This is a genomic window from Moorena sp. SIO1G6 (genome assembly GCF_010672795.1).
Lineage (GTDB): Bacteria > Cyanobacteriota > Cyanobacteriia > Cyanobacteriales > Coleofasciculaceae > Moorena > Moorena producens.
On record NZ_JAAHFZ010000037.1, the window covers coordinates 1 to 25,855 of the forward strand.

A 25,855-nucleotide genomic window follows, 5' to 3' on the forward strand; every position below is an offset into this window, starting at 1 on the left:
AGGCACGTAAGTGGCTGACTTGCCCAGCATTTAAGGCCGTAGGCCACGCTACGCGAACGGCTTTGTTTATCAGTACATATATTATAGCAATTTTATAATACCCTGTGCAAAATTCATCCCACACCTATGCTACGCATTAGGTGTGGGGCTTCTTTTGCCGGACAGCTAAACCATTGCTAATGGCTATAGCACTTACATTTTAGTTGTTAACATAATCCCTGAGGGAAAAGCTTCCAGGCAAAAGGCAAGAGGCCAAATAAATATAATAAAGTATATAGGGATTTTGGGTAATTTCAAAAAACTGTAACTATTTTTTACAATGAATTGTCAAATCTGATCAGATGTCTTAATAATGACTAACTAATAAAATAATTAAATAATTAAATTAATAAACCAATAAATTATCCCAGAGAAGAGAGTGAAAGCCTTTTACCAGTACTAAGCCATTCTGTGAAGGTTGGAGCCGATAATGGAGGACTGAAGCAATAACCCTGAATTTCATCACACTTATGACCACACAGGAACGCCAGTTGGCTAGCTGTCTCCACCCCTTCCGCTACCACCTTCAAGTTGAGACTGTGAGCCATTTGCAAAATCGCAGTCGTAATGGCTTCGTTTTTTACATCCTCTGTAAGTTGGCAAACGAAAGAACGGTCAATTTTTAACACATCAAAGGGAAATAGTCTCAGATAGCTCAGAGAACAGTAACCGGTTCCAAAATCATCAATCGAGATCTGAATACCAAAGGACTTTAACTCTTTTAAGGTAGCGATCGCATGGTTGGGATTGTCCATGAGGGTACTTTCGGTTAATTCCAATTGCAAATATCTCGGGTCAAGTTCGGTTTCTTCAAGAATTGCTAGGATTGAGTTACTGAGATTGGGTTGATTAAACTGATGTCCCGATAAATTTACAGCGATTTGTACTGGGGACAACCCTTGAGTTTGCCAGAGTTTGGCTTGGGTACAGGCTTTTCGCAGTACCCACTCTCCTAGAGGCACAATCAAACCAGTTTTCTCAGCTAGGGGAATGAATTTAGCTGGAGAGATTGCTCCCAATGCTCGATGATGCCAACGGATTAAGGCTTCTGCTCCCTCGATTTCTCCAGTTCTCAGATTTACTTTGGGCTGATAGTAAACTTGAAGTTCATCCTTTGGCAATGCTTGGCGCAATTGTAATTCTAGCCATAGGGCTTGTTGGGATTTGTCACCAATCGAAGCAATATAAAATTCGTAAGCCTTCTGTCCTTTTTGTCCAGCATTTTCTCTGGCTCCGTTGGCATGGGTGATCAGGGTATTTAGATCAAGAGCATCCCTACCAAAGCAGGCGATGCCGATTCTAGGGGTCAGGACAATCTCATATTCTCCTATAGTAAAGGGTAAGGATAAAGCATCGATCAGTGTTTCCGCCATTTGCCCTATCTCTGTCTGGTTAATTGTAGTAGCTAGCAAGATCACAAATTGATCTATCCCTAACTGAGCCACTGTATCCAAAGGTCCAACCCTACCAAGAAGTCGTTTGGCCACGGCCTGAAGTAACAAATCACCACTAACAGGGCCTAGGGTATTGTTGATCTGGTTGAGTTGGTCAAAGCTTAAAGACAGCACTGGCAGACGACGATAACGTCCCTGTCGTTGGAGCAGTAGTTGATTAAATCGCTCTTCTAGCAAGAGTCGGTTCGGCAAGTTAGTAACCTGGTCATAACGGAGTAGGTAGTTCAGTTGAGCTTGGACTTTTTTCAGTTCAAGATGATGGCGCTTGGTTTGATAAAGTCGTTTTTGTAGTCGAGTAGCGATCGCATCTAGCAATTCTTCGCGCTTAACAGGCTTGATCAGATAATCATCAGCCCCTAACCTCATCACCATACGCCAATCCGACCAGTCAGCTTTGGAGCTGAGGAAAATAAAGGGAATCGCAGCAGTGACGGGATCTTGCTGTAGAGTCTTTAAAACACCATAACCATCTAGCTGAGGTATGATTATATCACAAATAATTAAATCTGGCTGCTGGTTTTGAGCAAGCTTGACCCCACTGTTACCGTTGTCACTACTAATCGTCTCGAACCCTTCTGCTCTGAGCAGCGTGAGTAGCTTCTTCCGAATTATTGGCTCGTCTTCAATTACTAGAATCTTATTCATAGTTCTTTGGACTTAAATCAAGTGTAGTGGACATAGAAGGTGATCTTGAACAAGGTTTTGCGAAGGAACAGGGTAAAGATCTAACCAGGGATTTCAATACTGCAAGGGATCCCCCACAGTCGGATCACAGTAGCGAAACCCGATTTCCTTGGTGTAGCTGAATTTCGGTACGGGTGTCGGCTACTAACTCAGTAGTATTGGGAGGTATGTGACCTAGACTTGGTATCAGTATAGCGGTTTTTAATCTAGTAAGGTACAAGTTTTTGGGTTTTAGGGAGCAGGGACTTCGGAAGAGGGAGGGTGCATCTCATATTTGTAAAAAAGATCTCAAGTGTGGGGCCCGGGCGCGGGGCCCGGGCGCGGGGAGTGTGGGAATTTTCTCCCGAATTTTTGCCTAATTGCAAAACTGAGATGCACCCAAGAGGGAAGAGGGAAGAGGGAAGAGGAACCCACCCCTAACCCCTCCCAGGAGGGGAAGAGGGAAGAGGGAAAAAAATATGTGTACCTCATGAGGATAAAAAGCGCTATGCTGAGGTCAGCAGATACTTCATCATTGTTTTCTGTTGGTAGTTGCTTTCAAATATTAACTGAGTATCTTGGTATCTTAATTCCCTGTGAAATTTTATTTCTTAAAATCAAAAAAAAACCATGCTTGATTTTGATTAATTAGGGTAAATATAGCAGTCGCCAGGGCAGTTATGACATGACAAAAGTCTCAAACCTAAGTAAGCGCAAGAGTTTGACTTCTGGCTTCTGACTTCTGACTTCTGACTTCTGACTTCTGCTATATAATTCCACATTTGTATAAGAGATTACACGTTTAATATTATTCACCAAACCTTCACATTATTACGATTAAATTATTTGATCCTAATTTAATCGTAATAATTATCGTTACCATGGCATTTATTCCACCCTTTTTAAAAAGTAAATATTCTCAGTACCTTATGTCAATAAACATCTCTATACAATTTGTTAAAGCACTTGTAATTAGTTTAATAAAATTCGATTATTATTAATCAGCCGTCAAAATTTATGAGCTATCCATCCGGTTTTTTTTATCAAAACCTATTTTTGTAATAATTGGACTGTAATTTAGCGTAATTTGGCTGAATTGGGTATATAAATAAGATAATAGTCATTCAAATGGCACATTTAAATTGATACTTTTTGATGTAAAGGTTGATTAATAAGCTTTAACACTGAGCAGAGATCCATCATGATTGCCCCGCACCCAAGTTCGGGACGCGGTCAACCGTTAACCCTCAGTCAACCCTCAACATCACCCTGTAACTTTTCCTGTGCCAATTAATTAGATGGTTAACAACTTACTAAGCTTACAAGCGGGTTTATAAACGAGTTGTAAACACCCAGAAGCCCAAAAGTTATTGTATTGCCGGTCTCTTGTCCGCCTGCTCGTTCACCACCTATTTATTATTGCTATATAATTATTTAATTTTAAGTAATTTTTATCCCAATAACTCATAGAGTTAATCATTATAATTTTCCTCACATCTAAAACACTAGATCAGTTATTAATTAATCTATTGTCCCCGAAGCGGGGGATTAGCGCATCAACCGTATGACTAAATAAGTATGAGCATAATCACTTAATTTAGCTTAGATAGGTTATAGTTATTTTACTTATGCCCTTCGATCTAGCTAACATCACCGACATTGACCCTGAAGTCATACCTATAAGTCATACCTATCTGCTGCTGTAACCCCCTTTGCCTAGCTAGTTATAGCAATGACTCCAGTACTATAACCTGCTACTAGAAAAAAAAAGCAACTAAAGGAAATATTTAGTACTTATGGCTGATAGTTTACGACCTATTACGTATTTTTACATATGGACTTCAAAGTGACTACTATAGAAAATCCGTTAAATCTCCAATGCCTAAAGCACCTTAGGTGAGTTTTCCTAGATATGGAAGGCTAGCCTAGCTTGATAACAAGCTACTAGTTAACAACCAGGGTCAGTATCATCCTAGACCCCGGGAGTATTTATATATCTTTGTGTTCTCAATTAGGGAAAATCCTCCATGGCTCAACGAAAGTCAATCAAGCTTCGTCGTAGATACTTACGACCATTAGTCAGTGCTTCCCTCATTCTCGGTAGTTTGTTTCAGCTGGCAGTACCTGTATTTGCGGATGGAACTACTGCTGGTGTACAGATTATTAACCAGTCGGAAGCTACCTATGAAGACCCCAACAATCCAGAGGTTGAAATCAACGCGACCTCAAACACTGTGATCGTTAAGGTGGCTGAAGTTGCTGGTTTGCTGGTTCAACCTGATGGTGTTAATGACGTCAACCTAGGTAGTATTGCTACTGGTGATATCCTGCAATTTGACTTCGTGATTACCAACATTGGTAACGAAGAAACCAATATTGTTATCCCTGGTCTTGATAACATCGCCATCACTGGTTTAGATCCCGATCCTGCTGCTCCTACTCCTATTACAGTGACAGCTGACTTGGATGGGGATGGCACTTTCGAGACAACTATTCCAGGAACTGGTTTGACTACACCCGATCCCATTCCTGCTGATCAGAGCATTAAGGTACGGGTTGAAGGTACGGTGATTGTAGATGAAGCAGGAGCTCCGATTAATGTCCAGTTAGGTGATACCGAACCTAACGACAACAGTCCTGCTACTGATAACCAGCCGGATGCTGATGATGGTTCCAATCCTAACGAGGTTCGTACCCAAGATGCTGATCCTACCGAAGCTCCGGTCAATGGTGAGCGTGAGGGTTCTGCGTTCCAAGAGGTCTTACTCTCTACGGAGATTAAGGAACTAGCAACCATCACTGTTCTCAAGCGAATCATAGGTCCAAATAATATTGAGCTAGTTGATAAGGGTGATAACCCTGAAGATGCTAGCGATGACAAAATTACCTATCGCTTAGACTTCCGGGTTGAGTCCTCTAACCCAGCGATTAATTTCCAAGCTGCAGATCTCGAAGGAACTAGCATTACCCTTGATGGTGCGCCAGTCCAGCGTGTCTTGGTCTCTGATGTCATTCCCGAAGGTACAGTATTTGACCCTGACGCAACGGCTAATCCACCAGCAGGCTGGACAGTGGTCTACTCTGATGATGACCCAGCGGTGACTGGTCGTGACGCCCTGAGCGTAGACTGGTCTATTACCCCGCCAGCTGCTAGTGAGGTTAAGCGCATTGGTTTCATTTTTGACGGTCATATTGATGCAGGAACCTCCACTGAAGGTGATGGCAATGGCTTCACTTTTGGTGTGATTACCAGTGGCTTACCCACTGCTGGTGGTGAAGTCGCTAACATTGCTCAGGCATTTGGTGAAACTGTCGGTGACCCAACGGATGAAGTGGTCTACGATGAATCCGGTGACCAAAATCCCAACAACTACAATGATGATGGTACACCACCCGATGAGACAGGTACCGACTTCAACCCAGCTACAGACCTTGGTATTGCCAATCCCAGTGCTGATGGTGTTGATGAAGACAATAACAATACAGGTGAAGGACCTAAGGGTGAAGACACTGTAGTTACCATTACTGCAGAGATTGAGACTAAGAGTCAAATCCTCAATGGTCCGGAGGATCGACCCAACGCCATTGGTCCAACCAATGACAATGATGACTTCACTAACCAGTCCACAACTATTCCAGCTGGATTAGCTCAGGGTCAGCCCATTCCAGATCCAGGTGAGGTCATCTTCAACAATACTGTTGAGAACCCCAATACTACTAATTTGGATAACGTAACCTTGTTGCCAATTGCCCCTTCACTGGGTACTGCGGCGACTAATGACCCTCAAGTTAATCCTCAATTCACCACTCCAGTAGAGTTTGGACCAAATAACCAGATTCCTGATGGTACTACGGTCAGGATCAGGTACACCCCAGATACAGGTACGCCTCTTGAGGCGACCTACACCTACACTGAAGATGGTGGTTTTACCACTACTGATCCAGCGGTTAATGTTGGTACTCTCACACCAGGTCAGCAATTGGATTACGAGGTAATTGTTGACTTACCTGCTAATACGCCTCAAGTTCAAGGTTACGGGATTCCGATTGTTTCCTTCGTGGACAACAACCCGAACGGAGACTTTGATGTCACTCAGGAAACCGTCTTCAACATCACTGTTGACCGGGTCTACACTGGCTACATGCAGATGGTGAAAGAAGCTCGAATTCTCGATACTGATGGTGTAACAGTGATTGAGGAATTCACCACCGGAACTCCCACAGGTGATCCTGAGGAGGGTGGCCTCACTGAACGAGCTAAGCCTGGTCAGTTTATCGAGTACCGAATCACCTACACCAATATCTCTGAACCACTAGTGGGTGCTGGTAACGTAATTTTGGATGCTAACAACTTCACCATTACTGAGGATGGCGAACAAGCTCCTAACAACTGGGTTACTGTCACCACTCACGAGCAGGGAACTGAGCCATCTCAGGGTACTGTGGAGTACTTTAATAAAACCTTATCCTTTGGAAATAGTGACCCAGCTAGCGGTGAAGAGGTAACTAAGTACGTCAATGAGGTTGGTACTGTTGCTCCTGGGGACAATGGTTCCTTTGTCTTCCGTCGTAAGGTTGACTAATCCTTGATGCTCTGAAGTAGGAAGTATAGCGCTACGCGCAAGGCAAGAGGAATCCCCCCTAACTCATAAGGGTAGGTTTTTAACAAAGACGTGAGCTGTGGGGTGTGGGGTGTGGGGTGTGGGGTGTGGGGTGGGGTGTGGGTTGACCGGGTGTGGGGTGTGGGGTTTGTCGTTCAAAATCATCATTTCTTCGTTGTTTTCCTTTTCCTCTCCCTCTGGGTCGCCCCATGTTTGACCCTAATGTAAAAAACCTACCCCTGTGAGCCTTAAGAAGGGGGGCAGGCAAGAGGCAAAAGTTGACTACAAAAGCGCAGGTGCGCTCTTACCATTAAGAATTAATTCGCCACGGGTCGCACCTTTTTCAGCTTTGATCAATGTCAAACACCTGAATGCTTAGTGCTATATGAAGTAGGGGCGCTGCTGAATTGAAGTATGAATGCGCGATTGTTTAGTTTTCGCCAAGCCCCTGTGGGTTCCCCGAGCGAGCAATCCCTCGCTCGGGGGACGCAAGAGAGTTTTGTTCCCCCCAAGCGAGCAATCCCTCGCTTGGGGGGCTAGGGGGGCAAAATCATACCCAGAATCAGCAACGCCGAAGTAGGAATTATGAAGTAGGAAGTATGAAGTATAGCAGTCGCCAGGGCAGTTAGGACATGACAAAAGTCTCACACCCTTTGTAAGCGATGCAGAGGTGCGACCCGTGGCGAATTTAATTCGCCAACGGAAAGCGCACCTAAGCGGTCTTGGGGGTTTCCCCCACTCGCTATTGCATCAAGAAGCGCAAGAGTTTGACTTCTGACAAATGACTTCTGACAAATGACTTCTGCTATATGAAGTAGGAATTATGACATGATACGTGTAACTCCTGGTTGTTGACCACGTTTTGAGTCAATCTTTAGTGAGCCACTAATCAAGTCATTTCAGGCTACCCTACCGGAACGCTATCCGGCCAACAGCCTTCATACTTCAGCCTTCATACTTCAGCCTCCATACTTCAGCCTTCATACTTCAGCCCCCATACTTCAGTCTTCAAGCTTCAGCGTTCTATAAAATTGTTGTAATTCTCAAGAGGTTTATTGCAAATGAAACGTTCATCAATTCTAGGTCTGGGTGCGATCGCATTCATGGTTGCTGTCCCTTTTGTAGGTAAGACTCCTGTATTAGCTGGTTTACAGGAAGCTGGGGAAGTGATTGTCCAAAACATCATGCGCCCGAAAGTGCAGTTGAAATTAGTGGCTCAGAAGAAGATAGTAGAAGTTGATAGTGAAGGTAAAGAAAATATTACTTGGCAAGCCCTAGAGAACAAAGCCGTTGTCAAACCAGGAGATACCCTTCGTTACACTGTCAAAGGTGAAAATGCTGGGGAAGTGGAAGCTGACAATCTGATGGTTACCCAACCTATTCCTCGCGCTACCATGTATATTCTTGATTCTGCTAGCAACAGCAATGGAGCAACGATAACTTACAGCATTGATAATGGAGAGACTTTTATAGAACAACCTACTATTGAAGTCACCCTTGAAGATGGCACGGTAGAAACTAGACCTGCCCCTGCTTCAGCTTACACTCACGTTCGCTTTGAGTTTCCAGAAGCTCTCGATCCCAAAGCAGTTTTAGAAGCATCTTATGATGTGAATGTTCGCTAGTAATTAGTGATTAGTGATTAGTGATTAGTGATTAGTGATTAGTGATTAGTGATTAGTTGCTAGTTAGTACTTAGAAGTCATTTGTAAATACCAATAAAATCTTGTTAATTACAAATAACTTATAAATCAGGACTCATAAATCGTCAGCATATGCGCTACTTGAGGTGCTACTTGAGGTTCGGTCAGCGGTCAGCGGTCGGTGGTCAGCCGTGAGCTAAAAGCTCACGCTACTTGAGGTGCCGTCAGCTGTTGGCCACAGGCCCAAAGCTGATCGCTGATAGCTTACTAAAAATCCTAACTAATGACTAATCACTTAAGCTTATAATTTTGTTATTTTTAGAACATAATTACAGGTAATTAAATAATTTATTTAGTAGTCACTATTACTCATTCAGTTGTAACAGTTTTTATCTGGCTAAATAAAACTCCGTAGTAATAAATTCATAACCATAAATAATTTAATTATAAGTATTAGGCGTTGGGTATTAGGCGTTAAGTATTATGTAAAATTAAAGCAGTTTACAGCCTCGTTGCTGTAGCCGGTTCGCTTCATAATCAGAAGACTACAGCCTAAAACCTAAAGCCTAGAGCAGAATAATTCTATTTTAAAAAAAAAGCCAGCATAAGTACTGCCTAAAAAGATCAGCGCAACCCGCGCTATTTTTTGATTATTTTTGCCTGATTTTTATAATTTTGCTTAATTTTTATAAAACTTATAAAACCTAAATTTTAATTTTTATAAAAACACCCAATTTCAATCAACAAAAATATCCAGTGATTTACTATCAAAATGTGCAAATCAACCCCTGACTGGAAAAAACGTTTACCAAAGCTGCTAGCAACAGTTTTGATAGGAGGTGTCTTACCAACATCTCCACCAGTACTGTCGCAAACTCAGCCAGCAGAAATTTCAGCAACAACCGGTAAGACACCGCTACAGTGTACAGCTCCTGAAACAGTAGGAGCAACTGTGATCAATCAAGTCACTTATCGGTACCAAATGCCTCGTGGTCCAAGGGGAAGATTCTCTCGACCTAGTGAGTTATTCATTACTGGTACTTCTAGCAAAGTTAAGAGTGAAACCTCTAAACAAGGAACTCTCAATCTGGTATCTCAGGGGATTAAAGATGGGGAAGGCCAGTTGGTGTTTGGCTTAGGTGCTATGACTGATGCCCTGGAGGATGAACTAGTAACCTTGGGCTTTACTTCAGAGGAAGCTAGCAATGCCAGTATCAAAGCAGTAATGAGTTTTGCTAATTCATCCACTGACACTACCGCTGATCAAGTCATCACTGCTGCCAAAACCGCTATTGAGGAAGCAATACCGAATAAAGCTGCCGTCTTAAATGGGGAGAATAGTCAGGCCGATCAAGTCATGGCTCTAGTCTTTACTGGACTAGCTCAACAGGGCTTAGAATCCATTGGTATTGCTGAAGCCGATGCCACAACTGCCCAAAATACCGCAGCTGGTTTAATCCCAACTGACTTGAGTAGTACTACTTTTACCGATATTCGCCAGCAAGCATTTGATGAAGCGCTCAATGCTATCCCTGAACAACAACAACTCCTGATCCAAGCTAAAGACTCTCTTGAGCAAGACCTAGTAAACATTCAGTCTGGTCAAGGGTCGCGGGTGCAATCGGGAGATATTGTGAGTTTCCGTTATGCCTTGCTTAACACCGGAGATGCAGCGATTGAGATACAAACTCCCCAAGCCAGCGTTATTGCTCAAAGTGGCTTAGTCGGTTCAGCTTCGATTGGCAATGTTACTGTTGAGGGTTTGGAGGAAACCCCGGAAACACTGAAAATCGAGCCTGGGCAGGAGGTGGTGCTGAATGTGCAAGTGGCACTTAACGCTGCTGCTGAAGACAATGATCAGCAAACTATAGCCTTAGGGTTTAGCAGTAATTGTGGTCAAGACAATACCTCCCAAGAAACAGCACAACAGACCATAGCTACTATAGCTCCTACACCTGACCCCAGGTTGGAACTGATTGACCCGTTTGGAGAAATCCGGGGTTGTAACAATGAACTGTTGGATGACTATACCGGATTTAGCGTTGGCTTATTTGAACCAGACCCCAATGACCCCACAGGATTCTTGAGTGCTGTAGAACTGACCACCACTGAAGTTCCCGATGACCCCAATAACACCATTCCGGAAGGGATTGAACCTAATACTACCAATGCCAATCCCTTTTTCCTTAACAATGACGACAATGAAAACCGAGGTAGATACAGCTTTCTGTTTGATCGAGACCGAGGTCAGTTAGAGCAAGGTCGAAGCTACATTTTGGTGGTTAATCCACCCGATAATAGCAACTTCCTACAACGGCGCATTCGCTTGACCATCAATAATGTTGATGAAGCCCAAGGTATAGTTTCCTATACTGCTACGTCTTTAGATGGTCTACCGATTACTACGGATGCCAATCCCACAGAGGTACAGGGTGAATTCCTGATTCGGAATGCCAAACGGGAAGGTCTGGTTTTGGGATTGTTGAATGTAGATACGGGTATTTGTGACCTTGAATCGATTCGGATTACCAAGAGCGCAGACCGAGCTACCGCTGAACCAGGAGATACTATCATCTACCGCCTCTCTTTGCGCAATCTAGCCCGTAGTGCTGTGGTTGACATTGTAGTGACTGACGACTTACCCCTAGGATTCACATTGGTTGAAGATTCTCTCCGGGGCGAGTTACAGCAAGAATCAATGGAGATTGAAACCACACGAGATGGGGCAAGAATTACTTTCAGGGTAGCAGAGCCAATTCCAGAAGGTGGAGTATTGAACATTGCTTATGGGGTGCAAGTCACCCCAGATGGCATCCGGGGTGACGGGGAGAACTCAGCAATTGTTGCTGCGGAACGGGATGACAACGGCTGGGATATCAAAGATGGTCCAGTGGTTCATCGAGTACGAATTGATCCCGGCATTATTTCCGATTGCGGCACTTTACTAGGTCGAGTATTTGTAGACAAAAACTTTGATGGTCATCAGCAACCAGGAGAACCGGGCGTTCCTAATGCGGTGATCTTTATGGAAAACGGTAACCGAATTACCACTGATGCCAATGGTCTGTTCTCGGTTAAGAACGTTCTACCGGGATACCACACTGGAGCTTTAGACCTGACTAGCCTTCCAGGTTACACCCTAGCTCCCAATACCCATTTCAATGAGGGCAACAGCCAATCCCGACTCGTGCGTTTAGAACCTGGTGGTATGGCACGCATGAACTTTGCAGTCACTCCGACCTTCAACGAAGAGGATCAGCAATGAAATTAACTAACAATTATAACACATCTTGTAAACTACAGCTAATGGGAGCGATCGCTGGTAGCGTCACCATGGTGCTGTATCCTGCGATCGCTGAAGCTGAATCAACCCAAGCAGCAGAGGATAAATTACCAGTCATTGACCTGAAGCCAAGTCAACTACCTAGCCTTGATCTCAAACAAGAACCGATCCTCAGCTTCAATCCCGGTCTGGTTCCCTCCCTAAACCAAAATGAGCAATCAACAACAATTGCTCTGAGACAGTCTTCCAGTTTTAACATCAACGATGGACAATTTCCTAGGTTTGATGTGAGGTCAGATCAAGTCCCTAGACTGAACTTGAAACGAGAACCTATCGTTAGTTTCAACTCGACTCTGACTCCCTCACCAATCCAACAGACAGAGCCATCCTCAGACATCGCCCTTGCACCTGTAGTGGACTTGAGTACAAGTCGGCTACCTAGTTTTGACCTACTGCCTGGTCAACTACCTCAGCTAAATTCACCAAAAGCTCTACTTGCTAATCTAGACCTGAAACAACAGCAAAGGGTTAGTCTCAATCGTGTTAATACTGAAGCTAGACAAACTATACCGATCGCAGCAACTAGCTCAGATACTGAAATTACAATCGCACCTGATATCGATATCCAAGTCGGAGACTTACCTGAGTTTGCGGTTAATGGTGAATTACCTAACTTAGATTTAAGTAACGCTCAATTAGACCACCTTCAACTGCGTACGCAACAAACTGTTAGTCTCAATCCTACGGTTAATAATGAAGCTAGACAAACTATACCGATTCCAGAAACTCAGTTAGACCAAGAGATTGCTTATGCACCTGATATCGATATCCAAGTCGGAGACTTACCTGAGTTTGCGGTTAATGGTGAATTACCTAACTTAGATTTAAGTAACGCTCAATTGGACAACCTTCAACTGCGTACGCAACAAACTGTTAGTCTCAATCCTACGGTTAATAATGAAGCTAGACAAACTATACCGATTCCAGAAACTCAGTTAGACCAAGAGATTGCTTATGCACCTGGTATCGATATCCAAGTCGGAGACTTACCTGAGTTTGCGGTTAATGGTGAGCAATTACCTAACTTAGATTTAAGTAACGCTCAATTGGACAACCTTCAACTGCGTTCGCGTAGCGTGACCTACGGTCAATCGCAGCAAAGGGTTAGTCTCAATCCTACGGTTAATCCTCAAGCAGGAGAAACTATACCGAACGCGGAAAGTCAGTCACCTCAAGACATTGCTTATGCACCTGGTATCGATATCCAAGTCGGAGAATTACCTAACTTTGAGCTCAATGGTGAGCAATTCCCTAACTTAGATTTAACTAACGATAAATTGGACAACCTTCAACTGCGTTCGCGTAGCGTGACCTACGGTCAATCGCAGCAAAGGGTTAGTCTCAATCCTACGGTTAATCCTCAAGCAGGAGAAACTATACCGAACGCGGAAAGTCAGTCACCTCAAGACATTGCTTATGCACCTGGTATCGATATCCAAGTCGGAGAATTACCTAACTTTGAGCTCAATGGTGAGCAATTCCCTAACTTAGATTTAACTAACGCTCAATTGGACAACCTTCAACTGCGTTCGCGTAGCGTGACCTACGGTCAATCGCAGCAAAGGGTTAGTCTCAATCCTACGGTTAATCCATTAGCTAGACAAACTATACCGTACCCAGAAACTCAGTTAGACCAAGACATTGCTTATGCACCTGATATTGATATCCAAGTTGGAGACTTACCTGAGTTTACTGTTAATGGTGAGCAATTCCCTAACCTAGATTTAACTAACGATAAATTAGACAACCTTCAACTGCGTACGCAGCAAACCGTTAGTCTCAATCGTGTTAATACTGAAGCTAGACAAACTATACCGTACCCAGAAACTCAGTCAAATCAAGAGATTGCTTACGCACCTGATATCGATATCCAAGTCGGAGACTTACCTGAGTTTGCTGTTAATGGTGAGCAATTCCCTAACTTAGATTTAACTAACGATAAATTAGACAACCTTCAACTGCGTACGCAGCAAACCGTTAGTCTCAATCGTGTTAATACTGAAGCTAGACAAACTATACCGTACCCAGAAACTCAGTCATATCAAGAGATTGCTTACGCACCTGATATTGATATCCAAGTTGGAGACTTACCTGAGTTTGCTGTTAATGGTGAGCAATTCCCTAACCTAGATTTAACTAACGATAAATTAGACAACCTTCAACTGCGTACGCAGCAAACCGTTAGTCTCAATCGTGTTAATACTGAAGCTAGACAAACTATACCGTACCCAGAAACTCAGTCAAATCAAGAGATTGCTTACGCACCTGATATTGATATCCAAGTTGGAGACTTACCTGAGTTTACTGTTAATGGTGAGCAATTCCCTAACCTAGATTTAACTAACGATAAATTAGACAATCTGGAGTTGCCATCCCAGCAAAGCATTAGTCTCAATCGTGTTAATCCTGAAGGTAGACAAACTATACCGTACCCAGAAACTCAGTCATATCAAGAGATTGCTTACGCACCTGATATTGATATCCAAGTTGGAGACTTACCTGAGTTTGCTGTTAATAGTGAATTACCTAACCTAGATTTAAATCAAGCTCAATTAGACAAGCTGGAGGTGCGTTCGCGTAGCGTGACCTACGGTCAATCGCAACAAACCGTTAGTTTCAATCCTACTGTTAATCCTGAACCAATCCAGCAGATAGAAGCATCACCAGAAGTAATTGAACCGAGTCAAGAGCAACTAATCAGCTTTAACCTAAGACAGGAGCAACTAGCAAGCTTTGACCTAACACAGGAACAACTCTTAAGCCTGGATTTGACACAGCGGGCATCACTTAACCTTGACCTAAAACCAGTTGAACTTCCAACCATTGCTTTTGCAGAATTGGGAGAAGAGTACCAAGACACTCTCGAAATCGCCAACTACTGGATACGGCAAAGAAGACGCAACCGCCGACAAAGACGCCAACAACCCAGAAGAGAATCGACTCCATCTTCTAGCTCTAAACCCAAATCATCCTATTTAAAAGTACTTGCCCCTACTTCGGATAAGGTATTAGATATTCCAGCAACTAGTATTATTTTACAATATGCTTTGGGAGCTGAGGTGGAACTTCGGGTCAATGGCAAACTGGTAGACCCCTCCTTCATTGGACGCACAGAAACAGATACACTAACTAATCTTATAACTCGGACTTGGTATGGTATTGTCCTTAGGGAAGGGGAAAACACGATCACTGCCACTATCGATGGGTCAGATAACGTAATTTCTATACCGGTACAAGTAAGGGGAACACCCGATAAACTGGTTGTGGAAACGCGCGAGGCTCGTATCCCAGCGGATGGACGTTCTCTAGCAACGGTTCAGGGTCGGTTATTGGATAAATTCGGTAATGTCTCTCACCGCGATACCATTGTTACCTTATACGCCAGTGACGGTGAGTTCGTTGGTGTAGACCAAAACCCAGACCACCCGGGATTTCAGGTAGAAGCTCGAAAGGGGCAATTTACTACTGAACTGCGCTCAGGCTTAGACGCTAAAACCATTCGGATTAGTGCTGCTACTAGTGATTTAGAAGCCTTTACCCAAATGCAGTTTGACACTGCACTGCGCCCGAGTTTAATCACCGGTGTGATCGATATGCGTTTGGGAACTGAAGGGACAGACTTTTTCAAGAGCTTTCGGGACTTTTTACCAGAAGATGAAGATGATGACACTAAATTTGACATCCGATCCGCTGCTTTCTTCACCGGAAGCCTTGGGAATTGGTTAATCACTGGGTCATTTAATACTGACCATGCTTTGAACAAAGGCTGTGATTGTAATGACAGTAATCGGTTATTTCGCGAGTACCAATCCTCTGAACAAGACTATCCCGTTTACGGTGATAGTTCGACAGTGGATGTAACCACTCCTTCTATAGATAATCTCTATCTGAGGCTAGAACGCTCTGGTACAAAAGTAGGAATAGAAGCGGACTATTTGATGTGGGGGGATTACAACACTGACGAGTTTTCTAGACGCTCTCAGCTATTTACCTCCACGAGGCGCAAACTCCACGGCTTCAAGACTAACTACAACTTTGGTAAGTTTCAAATTACTGGATTGTTCGCCAATAACGTGGAAGGCTTCCAGCGGGATACGATTGCCCCTGATGGTACTAGTGGTTTTTACTTTCTTTCCCGGCGACTATTGGTTGCTGGTTCAGAAGAGGTTTACATCGAGTTAGAAGAACTACAGCGACCTGGTACTGTAATTAAACGAGAACGTCTCAGTCGGGTCAGTGACTATGAAATTGACTATGACCGTGGCACTTTATTGTTCAACCAACCAATGTTACGTACTGACTTGGATCAGGAAGGACGAGTCTTAGTGCGACGGATTGTTGTTACCTATCAATTTGATGGGGATAGCGAAGATACTAATATTTACGCAGGTCGGTTTCAATACAACTTTTCTCGGGAACTTAATCAAGAGAGTTGGCTCGGCGCTAGCTATCTGCGGGAAAATCAGGGAGCTAGAGACTTTGAACTTTATGGTGTGGATGCTTTGTTCTCCTTCGGGGAGGATGTTCAATTAATCACAGAATACGCTCACTCTACCAATGATTCTGACGAATTAGGCTTAGTAAGCGGTTCAGCCTACCGCGTCCAACTAGACGCTAAATTTGGTGATGGTTTCTCCGGTAAGGCTTATTTGCGCTCCACTGAAACCGGCTTTGCCAATAACGCTACCGTTAGCTTTGTTCCTGGTCAAACCCGTTATGGTGCTCAGTTTCTGGCCAAACTGACTGATACGACTAATTTTCGGGTACAGGTAGACCGGGAAACTAACCGAGGTATAGCCCCCCGAGTTGTTACTAGCTTTGGTGATTTATTCGACCCCCGTACCGAACCCCAGGCTGGTAATCGAGTGGATAATTCCCTGACTACTGTAATTGCAGGGATTAAGCAACGTATTGGTCCGGGTAGCCTCCAACTCGACTGGGTATTTCGCGATCGCGAAGACCGTAAAGATGACTCTAGAAGTCGTACATCCAATCAGTTGCGATCGCGTTTTAAGATGCCCTTAACTGATAACCTCACTTTCCAGGCTCTCAATGAACTAACCCTATCCAGCGAAACCGATTCAGTGTATTCAGACCGGACTGCGATCGGATTAGACTGGCGAGTGTATCGAGGAATTACCATCAATATCGGACAACAATGGTTTACCCGAGGGCAATTTGAGGGCCAGGAAATTACCCATCTTGGTATCAGTGGCGATTACAATCTTGGCTCTGATACCACCATCTCTGGACGTTACTCTATTGTCGGGGGATTAGATGAGATGACCGGTCAGGGCGCTATCGGATTGAAGCACGGCTGGACGATTTTCCCTGGTATGCGACTAAACCTTGCTTATGAGCGGGTATTAGGTAACTTCCTTGGAGAAAATGCTGCTGCTGATCAGTTCAGTCAACCCTACGCTTTTGGTCAAGGAGCCTCTGCCCTTGGATTTGAGAGTGGAGAAAGCTACAGTATCGGATTTGAATACACTGACAGTCCTGATTTCAAAGCGAGCTTCAAATGGGAGCATCGTTCTTCTAATCGTGGCAACAACACTGTAATCACTGGTGCCGCCTCTGGGAAATTGTCTCCTGCGATAACTGCTTTGTTTAGTTATCGGCAGGCGAATGGTGCTAATCAAAGGCTTAGGAGCCGATTAGGAAATTCGATCAATCTCAGGGTAGGTGTTGCTTACCGCAATCCCGAGAGCGATAACTTTAACGCTTTAATGCGCTATGAATTTCGCCAGAATCCCGCTACTATTCCCGACACGATTTTATTGGGCAGTGGTAGTGGTTATAACGAACATCTATTTTCCGGCGAAATGATATATGCTCCCAACTGGCGATGGGAATTCTACGGTAAATATGCTTTGCGTTATAGTAAATCCTATTTATCCAATGATTTAATCGGAGATAGCACCATTCATCTCGGTCAACTCAGAGCATCCTATCGTTTAGGCTACAACTGGGATATAGTCGGTGAAGGTCGCTTTATCTCTCAACCTTCAGCAGACTACTTTGAAAATGGCTTCCTGATTGAAACTGGCTACTACCTGAGTCCGAGTCTGCGCCTTGCGGCTGGATACGCTTTTGGTAATATTGACGACTACGACTTCCGTGGCTCTCGTTCCGCCAGTGGTCCGTATTTAGGACTTACTGTCAAACTTGATGGGCTGATTGGTAATCTATTTGGCGGCTTTGGCAATCAAAAGGTAGCACCACCCCAGCAGCAGGAATCTCAAACTGAATCGATTGTTGAAGATAACCAAAACCAAGACAATCCCAAGAAAACTAACCAACCTGTGGTTGAAGAAGGGCTAGAAGACAACAGCAAACCCCTTTCTAACGACAAATCCGAAGACGACAACACACAAGCAATAAGAATAGAAAAAAATAGTGTGTTCCGGTAATTGATGATTGGTGATTTGAGTATAACAACCAATTAATGAGTTTTTTACTATTATTAATTACCAGAAATATCTAGTTTATCTTTAACTATAAATGGTGTCAGACCATAAACCAGTAAAAAATTACTATTTATCAGTATATTCATCTTTAAAAGGAAGCAGCTATGACTCCAAATATAATTACTTCGGATTTAAAGTCAGAAGTCTACCTCAAACTCTCAAAAAAAAATCCTTACTATTCTAGTTTAATTTCAGGTTGTATTAATAAAAAAGAAAACCCTAGACTTATCAAAACAAACCAGTATATACCTAGTTTATTATCAACCCTAGACTCAAAAGAGTTCATCCATACTGTTACCGTTTGCCTTTTGCCTTTTGCCTTTTGCCTTTTGCCTTTTGCCTTGATTAAGCCAGCCCTAGCCCAACCAAAACCATCACCCCTAAAAGTAGTCGTCAATAGCAACCAAGATGGTTCAGTAAAACCAGACAATAACTTAACCCTGAGGGAAGCTATTAACCTGATCAACGGCACATTAACCCTAGACCAACTTAGTCCCACAGAAAAAGCTCAAGTAGAATCCCTAAGTTCCCCAGCACGGTCAAAAATAGAGTTTAATTTACCTGGCCAGCAAACCACTATTCGTTTGGTAGAACACTTGCCGCCCATCGCGACTGCTGGAGTAATCGTAGATGGCACTACCCAACCTGGCTATAACCGAGATCAATCAGCTACTGCTGAGATTGAAATCCCGATTCCATTGGTGGCAATTACTCCAGCGGAAACAGTAGAAATTTTTCAAGGTTTGACAATTATTAATGATGATGTTATTATAAAAGGTTTAAGTATATATGGATTTAACGGTGAGCACCAAGCAACTGTCATCTCAACACCAGCAGACATATTGATTTCCCATCGGCTGCCACCCGACTACGACAGTAAATTTTACAAGAGTCAGTTTGCTGCCGACAAACCTCCCCAATCGGTGATTATAGAAAACACTTGGCTAGGTATACCCCCCGATGAGAGTATGCCATCAACCATGTCAGCTTTTGGGGTATGGGTGTTTAACGGGACAGGAGTTACGATCCGGCGTAATCGAATTGCTTATCACGACGGTAGCGGGATTATTACCTCCAAGCAGGCGAGGGATCTAACGATTACCGAGAATATCATCGTTGGTAACGGGATGGCTGGGATGCCAGATGCTATTCGTCTAGATGGTACTATCGACAACACCACTATTGACTCTAACTTAATTTGCGGCAACGACGGCAGCGCTGTGTACCTATTTAAACCTATGGGTGCTGTCAGCATTCGGAATAACCAAATTAAGTATAATGGACACCGTTTACGTCGGGCTGCCATATATTTGATGGGAGATGACCATCAAGTCATTGGTAACCAAATCACTCACCAAGCAGGACCAGGAGTGGTGGTTGCTGCTTATCCAGAAAGCGATCGCAATATCATCCAAGATAATCAATTTGCGGCTCTAGAAGGGCTGAGCATTGACCTAGTAACTAGAAACCACACCGGAGCAAGGCATTATCAAGTGGGTGATGGACCAAACCCCAAGCGAGACTCTCCTAACCGTAGGCGAGACACTGGCAATAATGCTGTGAATACACCTCGGTGGTTAGCGGTAGAGTTTTTTCAACGGGATGGTCAGGTCAGTTTGGATGGGTTAGCTGACCCTGGTTCTGAGGTAGATATCTATGTTGTAGACCAGGTTTCCCCAAAAACCCCTGGTTATGGTGCCTTGAGCAAAAAGATTGCTACAGCCGAAGCAGATCAAGAAGGGAAGTTTGGGATTAGTCTTAGTAATGTCCAGCCTGGGGATTACTTGAGTGCGATCGCAACTCACCCAGACTACGGTACCTCGGAACCAGCTGTGACTGTGGTAGTGCGTTCTCTTGATGATCCAGGGAATAGTATCGAGACCCGGTCAGCAACAACTCTACCGAACACAGCAAAGCCCCAGTGTACCAGCCGTCCAGTGGCCAGGGTTCCGGTACAACCACAGTCCCCACAAATACCTGAACCGATACTTTTTAGCTACCAAAGTCTACCAAGATAGACCAAGGCTCGCCAATGCAAGATGCAATAGCATCCAGGGGGTATCTCCCAAAGCTCTCGGGAATATCCCGCGAGCGCCATAAAAATGTCAAAAAAGTTTAACACCGGGATGTAACCGCAACTATTAAAGCCTTGGTTTTCGGCTTTAATTTAAGTTACATAATAATCCCTGTCGGTGTTACCCTAATTTAAGTCTAACAAATAATAAGAGTTTTTGGTAGACTCTGCGACATTTTATCTAGCTGTTTACTAACCCTGAATATCAATGGTCATGAAGGTTTGGACGTTATCTTGATAGAACAGGAGGAAGACTTACAAGTAGAGTAGGATACGGATTTCTATGGATAATCCCCGATCGGAATAGTTTTTGGGAATAGCCTCAAACCCTTGTTCTACAACACTTCAAGTTTGTCTCGCCCTTTGTTATAGTAAACAACTACCTATAAATACACCAGGGGTATCTTGAGTAAAATGGTGTACACCCTCTCAATTAATTAACTAACATACAATCAAGATATACAACCAATGGACTACGTAATTACAAGCAACACCTAACGATCATATACCTTATTGGAAAAACCTTGTGTGAATATTGCTACTTCATCAGTAGACCTTGACCCGAACAACCTATTTCCCTTTGAACTCGATGAGTTCCAAAAACAGGCAATTGAGGCTCTCAATCATAGTCAGTCAGTAGTTGTCTGTGCTCCGACTGGTTCTGGGAAAACCCTGATTGGAGAATATACCATTTATCGTGCTTTGTCTCAAGGGGGACGTGTTTTCTACACCACCCCCCTCAAAGCGCTCTCCAACCAGAAACTAAGGGATTTTCGGGCAAAATTTGGCGCAGACAAAGTCGGTCTAGTTACCGGTGATTCCTCGGTCAACCGGGAAGCTTCTGTCTTAGTGATGACTACGGAAATCTTCCGTAATATGCTCTATGGTACCCCAATTGGTCAAGTGGGAGCCTCTATGCTAGGGGTTGAGGCGGTCATCCTAGACGAATGTCACTACATGAATGACCGACAACGAGGCACGGTTTGGGAAGAATCAATTATCTATTGTCCGCCAGATATCCAAATTGTTGCCCTCTCTGCCACTGTTGCCAATTCTGACCAGCTGACCGACTGGCTCAATCAAGTTCATGGCTCCACTCAGCTAATTTACTCTGACTTCCGACCTGTTCCCCTAGAGTTTTACTTTGCCCATCCCAAGGGAATTGTCTCCCTGCTGAATGACGACCAAACCAAGATTAACAACTCCCTCAAAACCAGGCGTCCTAAAAGCAAGGACAAACATGGACGTCCGGAGGGCCCCAGCATTAGCTCTGTGGTGAGCAAACTAAAAAAACGGGAGATGTTACCAGCTATTTACTTTATCTTTAGCCGCCGAGGCTGTGATAAGGCAGTAGATGAGATGGGTCCAATATCCCTGGTCAATGAACAAGAAGCAGCTCGACTCAAGAAACGGATTGATGAATTTATCACTAAGAATCCAGAAGCAGCTCGAACCAAACAAATTGACCCCCTCTACCGAGGTATAGCTGCCCATCATGCTGGAATTTTACCTGCTTGGAAAGGTCTAGTAGAAGAACTATTCCAACAAGGACTAGTGAAGGTGGTATTTGCGACAGAAACCCTAGCAGCAGGAATTAATATGCCTGCTCGTACCACGGTTATTTCCAGTCTATCTAAGCGTACTGACCGAGGACACCGGCTACTCACTGCCTCTGAATTTTTGCAGATGGCTGGACGAGCAGGACGGCGAGGGATGGATACCAATGGCTATGTGGTGACCGTGCAAACCCCCTTTGAAGGGGCTAAGGAGGCGGCTTATCTAGCAACTGCTGGTGCTGATCCCCTAGTTAGTCAGTTTACCCCTACCTATGGTATGGTACTGAATTTGTTGCAAACTCACTCTCTGCCTCAAGCCAAGGAGTTAGTTGAACGCAGCTTTGCTCAGTACCTAGCTACTTTGTACCTAAAACCTCAACAACAGGCAATTACTGAACTGACTGCGGAACTGACCAGAATTGATTTTCAACTGGCACCGGTAGATGTGGCAGTAATGGAAGGCTATCAAAAACTGAAGGAACACCTGAAAGTAGAGCGCCGCATTCTTAAAGACCTGCAACACCAAGCAGAGGTATCTGTTTCTAAAGCCGTATCCCAAGTGTTACAACAGGTGGAATCGGGAGCCATTCTCTATCTCAAGGGCAAGCATGTGCCAGTGTCTTCTCCTGTTCCAGCTGTTTTAGTGTCTAAACAAAAGGGTTCCGGTCAATTCCCCTATCTGGTGTGCTTAAGTGCTGCTAACCGATGGTATGTGGCAACAACTGCTGATGTGATGGGGTTAGATGGCTTTCCTGAAGTGGCCGATGACCAAGTATCCAATGGCTCTACGGAAGATTACTCAACCGGCTCAACTCAAGGTGAATCCTCTGACATTATCACTCTTCGATACCTTGATATTGGAACTCTCCAGCCTCTAGAGGGACTTGAGATTAAGCCAGGTCAAGTCAAAGGCGGAAATGAAGATACTGAAGCCTTGGCTAACCAAGTCCCCACTATTGCTCAACTCTGGGTTGCTCCAGAAGTGAGGGAGCAACAAGGTGTTGTTGCTGATCTAGAGGGTCAAATGGAAACCCATGCTCTTCGTCAGTGGGGTAATCCCTCTCAACTGATCAAACGCCACAAAAAACGGTTGTTTTTGCAGGAGCAAATTAACCAACGTCAAACTAAATTCCGAGAATACCAGGCTCAGCATTGGCACGAATTTCTGAACCTGATTGAAATTTTAAAGGAATCTGGCTCTTTGGAGGACTTAACTCCCACTGTTCTGGGGCAAGTGGCTGCTTCGGTTCGGGGAGAAAATGAGTTGTGGCTAGCTTTAGCCATGCTGTCGGGAGAATTAGATGACTTAGACCCCCACCAACTGGCAGCAGCTTGCTCTGCTATAGTTACCGAAACCCCTAGACCGGATAGTTGGACAAACTATAAACCAAGTGAGGAAGTGCTAGAAGCATTGGGAAACCTCAGGAGGATTCGGCGTCAAGTATTTCAGCTACAGCGTCGATATCATGTCGCCTTACCGGTTTGGTCAGAGGATAGGTTAATTGGTCTAATAGAACAGTGGTCATTAGGCAAATCCTGGCGGGAGCTATGCGGAAATAGCAGTTTAGATGAAGGGGATGTGGTGCGAATCTTACGTCGAACCTTAGATATATTATCCCAAATTCCCCATGTGTTGCCTCTACCAGAGTCTTTAAAAGCTAATGCGATTCGTGCTGCTCAGTTACTTGACCGCTTTCCGGTTAATGAGCGAGTCAATTGACACTCCCCGCGCCTATTGAAGCGGGGATTCTTCGCTCAACGATTCGACTTGCTGAACCTGGCCGGAACCAAGAACAGTAGAGGTTAAATCTCCCGAAGTGTTCGGATCGATGATCCAGGTTCCGGTGTGCCCCACCGTACCCAAGGCTTTTTTCAGGATGTTGACTGCGGCGTTGTGGTCTCGGTCTAATTTACAACCACATTTGCAGACGTGAGTCCTAGTTGATAGCGACTTCTTGACTACCTCGCCGCATTCTGAGCAATTTTGACTCGTATAGGCAGGATTCACTGCAACCGTGACTCTACCAAACTTCTTGCCAAAATGCTCTAACCATTTCCTAAACTGATACCAACCTGCATTGTTAATAGCTGAGGGGGCGACGAAATAAGCTAAAACGCAGACTCTATAAGTAATCTAGCCCTTAGACCTCGTTGATAATACTTTCGCTTATTAGGATTTAATTTCATTAATTCGGTTACTAATTCTAGACAAACATCCTTGATTGCTGATTCTCGACTACGATCTCCAAGATAAAATCCAACAATTTCTTTAGTTTCTTGTTCGCGTAGCGTGGCCAACGGCCATCGTTCGCGTAGCGTGGCCAACGGCCAATGGCCAACCAAATCCATTGTTTATTATCTTTTTTTGTCTTGATGCAGTCGCTCATGGTTTGAAGTTACCGTAAGACAGGCTCGCCTTAATCAATGGAGGCGCGCTTTCCTATGGCGAATTAAATTACGGGGTCGCGCCTCAAGTTTTAACCCTTTTTTGCATAACCTACCAACCATAAAGGCTCAACGTAATCAGGTTTCGTCTCCGGGGGAACCCCCAAGACCGCGCTGCATCGCTTTAACAAAAGACCACATTTCATCACATTCAGCGGTGCGACCCCGGTCGGGAAACCCGACCTAGGGAACGCGCACCAAGAGAATGGACATCTTACATGCACGGTTTTTCTGAAACCTTTATTTTTCGGGGGGTTTCCGCATATTTCTTATTAACATAATTCTGGAGCCATGTTTTTGAAACTCCAACTGTTCGAGCAATACCGGCTTGCATATATTTTCTCAAGTAATAGGTAATCGATTCTCTTTTTGATCGACAAGGATATCGTTTTTTTTGTCGGATTTTTTACAAACTGTCTCTTACAGTTTTTGCGGTGCGACCCCGGTCGGGTTCCCCGAAAAGCGTGAATGCGCACCAAGAGAAACAGAGATATTTTTGCTTTTTATTATGAGTGCTTCCATGTCTTGATGCAGTCGCTCATGGGGGAAACCACGCCAGTTGCTCATGGGGGGAACCCCCAAGACCGCACTGGCTCCCCAAGACCGTAATGGTGCGTTTGACCCGTAATTAAATTCGCCACGGGTCGCACCTCTGCATCGCTTTTTCACTGTTCGCTCACAATTGCAGTAAGGGCAATTGGGTCGCGTTATTAAATCTGAGACTGTATTCATTCTTACGATGGTGTATTGATAACTTGATAACGTTTTTTATAACAAAAGTTTAGCAGTTTTTTAAAGATTTTTTAATTAAGATTTATTATTTAAACAATAAAAGCTACTAATTAATGATATCAAAATTACTATTTTTCCATAAAAAAATGCATTATTTAAGGTCAATATAATATTCTATCACTACTTATTTATCACTACCGGACTGCTTACCACAATAAGTGCATTATCTCCCCCATTTTTCAAGTAAGTACTCCCTAACTTCATAACCAGCTAGTTCCCCTTGCTGGTACTCAGTGCCATTGATTTCAGGATTTTGCATCTTTTGGGTGTCAAACTTGACTTTTTCGACCCAAATCTCATTGACAGGACAAAATTTAATTAGTCGTTTTACCCAAGTTTCAATAGTCAACACCCTGTGCTCTAGGCTAGGTGAAAGCCATCCCTCTGGACATCTACGGTTAAGAAATCGTGGCTTTCTGTATCGGGTATGACGGTTACGTCTTCCACGTCTTGCAGCTCTTCTAGACTCTAGTTTTTTCTTGATTAATCCTCCTCTGTGTTCTAATTCCATACCCTAAATAACTTGGTTGTTTTGAACTAGGGCAAATCCAGTTACCTTACTACCAGGGTCAATCTTTATTTGACAAGATGAGATAACTGGATTATCGTTCGCGCAGCGTCGGCTTTGCCGAATCGCAGTCTTTAAGATGATCGTGAAAGGATACATCCTGAAAACCGCAGCTTTACCTTTGTCTAACAACCGGCGTGCTTTCTTCGGGTAAATTGGGTTTAGTGGTTGTTTGTTTGTGTCAATAACAAATACATAATTTGGCAT

The 25,855-nt window shown here is 43.9% G+C and carries 7 protein-coding genes and 3 pseudogenes; 6 read left to right on the forward strand and 4 right to left on the reverse strand.

All coding sequences use genetic code 11. The features are described from left to right. Positions 1-401: 401 nt before the first annotated feature. The gene (locus F6K63_RS26025) at positions 402-2,138 is read right to left on the reverse strand and encodes an EAL domain-containing response regulator (RefSeq protein ID WP_287313490.1); all 1,737 of its coding nucleotides are present in this window, start codon (positions 2,136-2,138) and stop codon (positions 402-404) included. A 2,045-nt stretch (positions 2,139-4,183) separates the two neighbouring features. Here F6K63_RS26025 and F6K63_RS26030 point away from each other — a divergent pair. The 6 genes and pseudogenes from F6K63_RS26030 (at position 4,184) to F6K63_RS26055 (ending at position 23,563) form a co-directional block, all read left to right on the forward strand. Further along, on the forward strand, positions 4,184-6,739 hold the full coding sequence (locus F6K63_RS26030; protein ID WP_008182442.1) for a DUF7925 domain-containing protein: 2,556 nt from the start codon (positions 4,184-4,186) through the stop codon (positions 6,737-6,739). Positions 6,740-7,818: 1,079 nt separating this feature from the next. Further along, positions 7,819-8,382 (forward strand): DUF11 domain-containing protein, encoded by a 564-nt coding sequence (locus F6K63_RS26035; protein ID WP_044492655.1) that lies wholly within the window; start codon positions 7,819-7,821, stop codon positions 8,380-8,382. A 790-nt stretch (positions 8,383-9,172) separates the two neighbouring features. Then, a complete protein-coding gene (locus F6K63_RS26040) occupies positions 9,173-11,665 on the forward strand; it encodes a hypothetical protein (RefSeq protein WP_287313491.1) in 2,493 nt (830 codons plus the stop codon). 3,029 nt (positions 11,666-14,694) lie between these two features. Continuing rightward, a pseudogene (locus F6K63_RS38010) lies at positions 14,695-18,156 on the forward strand (TonB-dependent receptor); the annotation flags it as partial. 161 nt (positions 18,157-18,317) lie between these two features. Beyond that, complete coding sequence (locus tag F6K63_RS26050) at positions 18,318-20,231, forward strand: right-handed parallel beta-helix repeat-containing protein (protein WP_287313493.1); 1,914 nt, start codon at positions 18,318-18,320, stop codon at positions 20,229-20,231. A 584-nt stretch (positions 20,232-20,815) separates the two neighbouring features. Next, positions 20,816-23,563, forward strand: coding sequence for a DEAD/DEAH box helicase (locus F6K63_RS26055; RefSeq protein WP_044492656.1), 2,748 nt, complete (start codon positions 20,816-20,818; stop codon positions 23,561-23,563). A 12-nt stretch (positions 23,564-23,575) separates the two neighbouring features. Here the strand turns inward: F6K63_RS26055 and F6K63_RS26060 are convergent. The 3 genes and pseudogenes from F6K63_RS26060 to iscB all read right to left on the reverse strand — a co-directional run. Beyond that, a pseudogene (locus tag F6K63_RS26060) lies at positions 23,576-23,932 on the reverse strand (RNA-guided endonuclease InsQ/TnpB family protein); the annotation flags it as partial. Between the two features lie 115 nt (positions 23,933-24,047). Next, positions 24,048-24,230: a hypothetical protein gene (locus tag F6K63_RS26065; RefSeq protein ID WP_008182453.1), complete on the reverse strand. Its 183-nt coding sequence runs from the start codon at positions 24,228-24,230 to the stop codon at positions 24,048-24,050. Between the two features lie 1,016 nt (positions 24,231-25,246). Beyond that, a pseudogene (gene iscB, locus F6K63_RS26070) lies at positions 25,247-25,855 on the reverse strand (RNA-guided endonuclease IscB); the annotation flags it as partial.

Coding starts and splice junctions, on each gene's coding strand:
- F6K63_RS26050 (WP_287313493.1), top strand. CDS start 18,318: ATGACTCCAAATATAATTACTTCGGATTTAAAGTCAGAAGTCTACCTC.
- F6K63_RS26025 (WP_287313490.1), bottom strand. CDS start 2,138: ATGAATAAGATTCTAGTAATTGAAGACGAGCCAATAATTCGGAAGAAG.
- F6K63_RS26035 (WP_044492655.1), top strand. CDS start 7,819: ATGAAACGTTCATCAATTCTAGGTCTGGGTGCGATCGCATTCATGGTT.
- F6K63_RS26030 (WP_008182442.1), top strand. CDS start 4,184: ATGGCTCAACGAAAGTCAATCAAGCTTCGTCGTAGATACTTACGACCA.
- F6K63_RS26065 (WP_008182453.1), bottom strand. CDS start 24,230: ATGAGCGACTGCATCAAGACAAAAAAAGATAATAAACAATGGATTTGG.
- F6K63_RS26040 (WP_287313491.1), top strand. CDS start 9,173: ATGTGCAAATCAACCCCTGACTGGAAAAAACGTTTACCAAAGCTGCTA.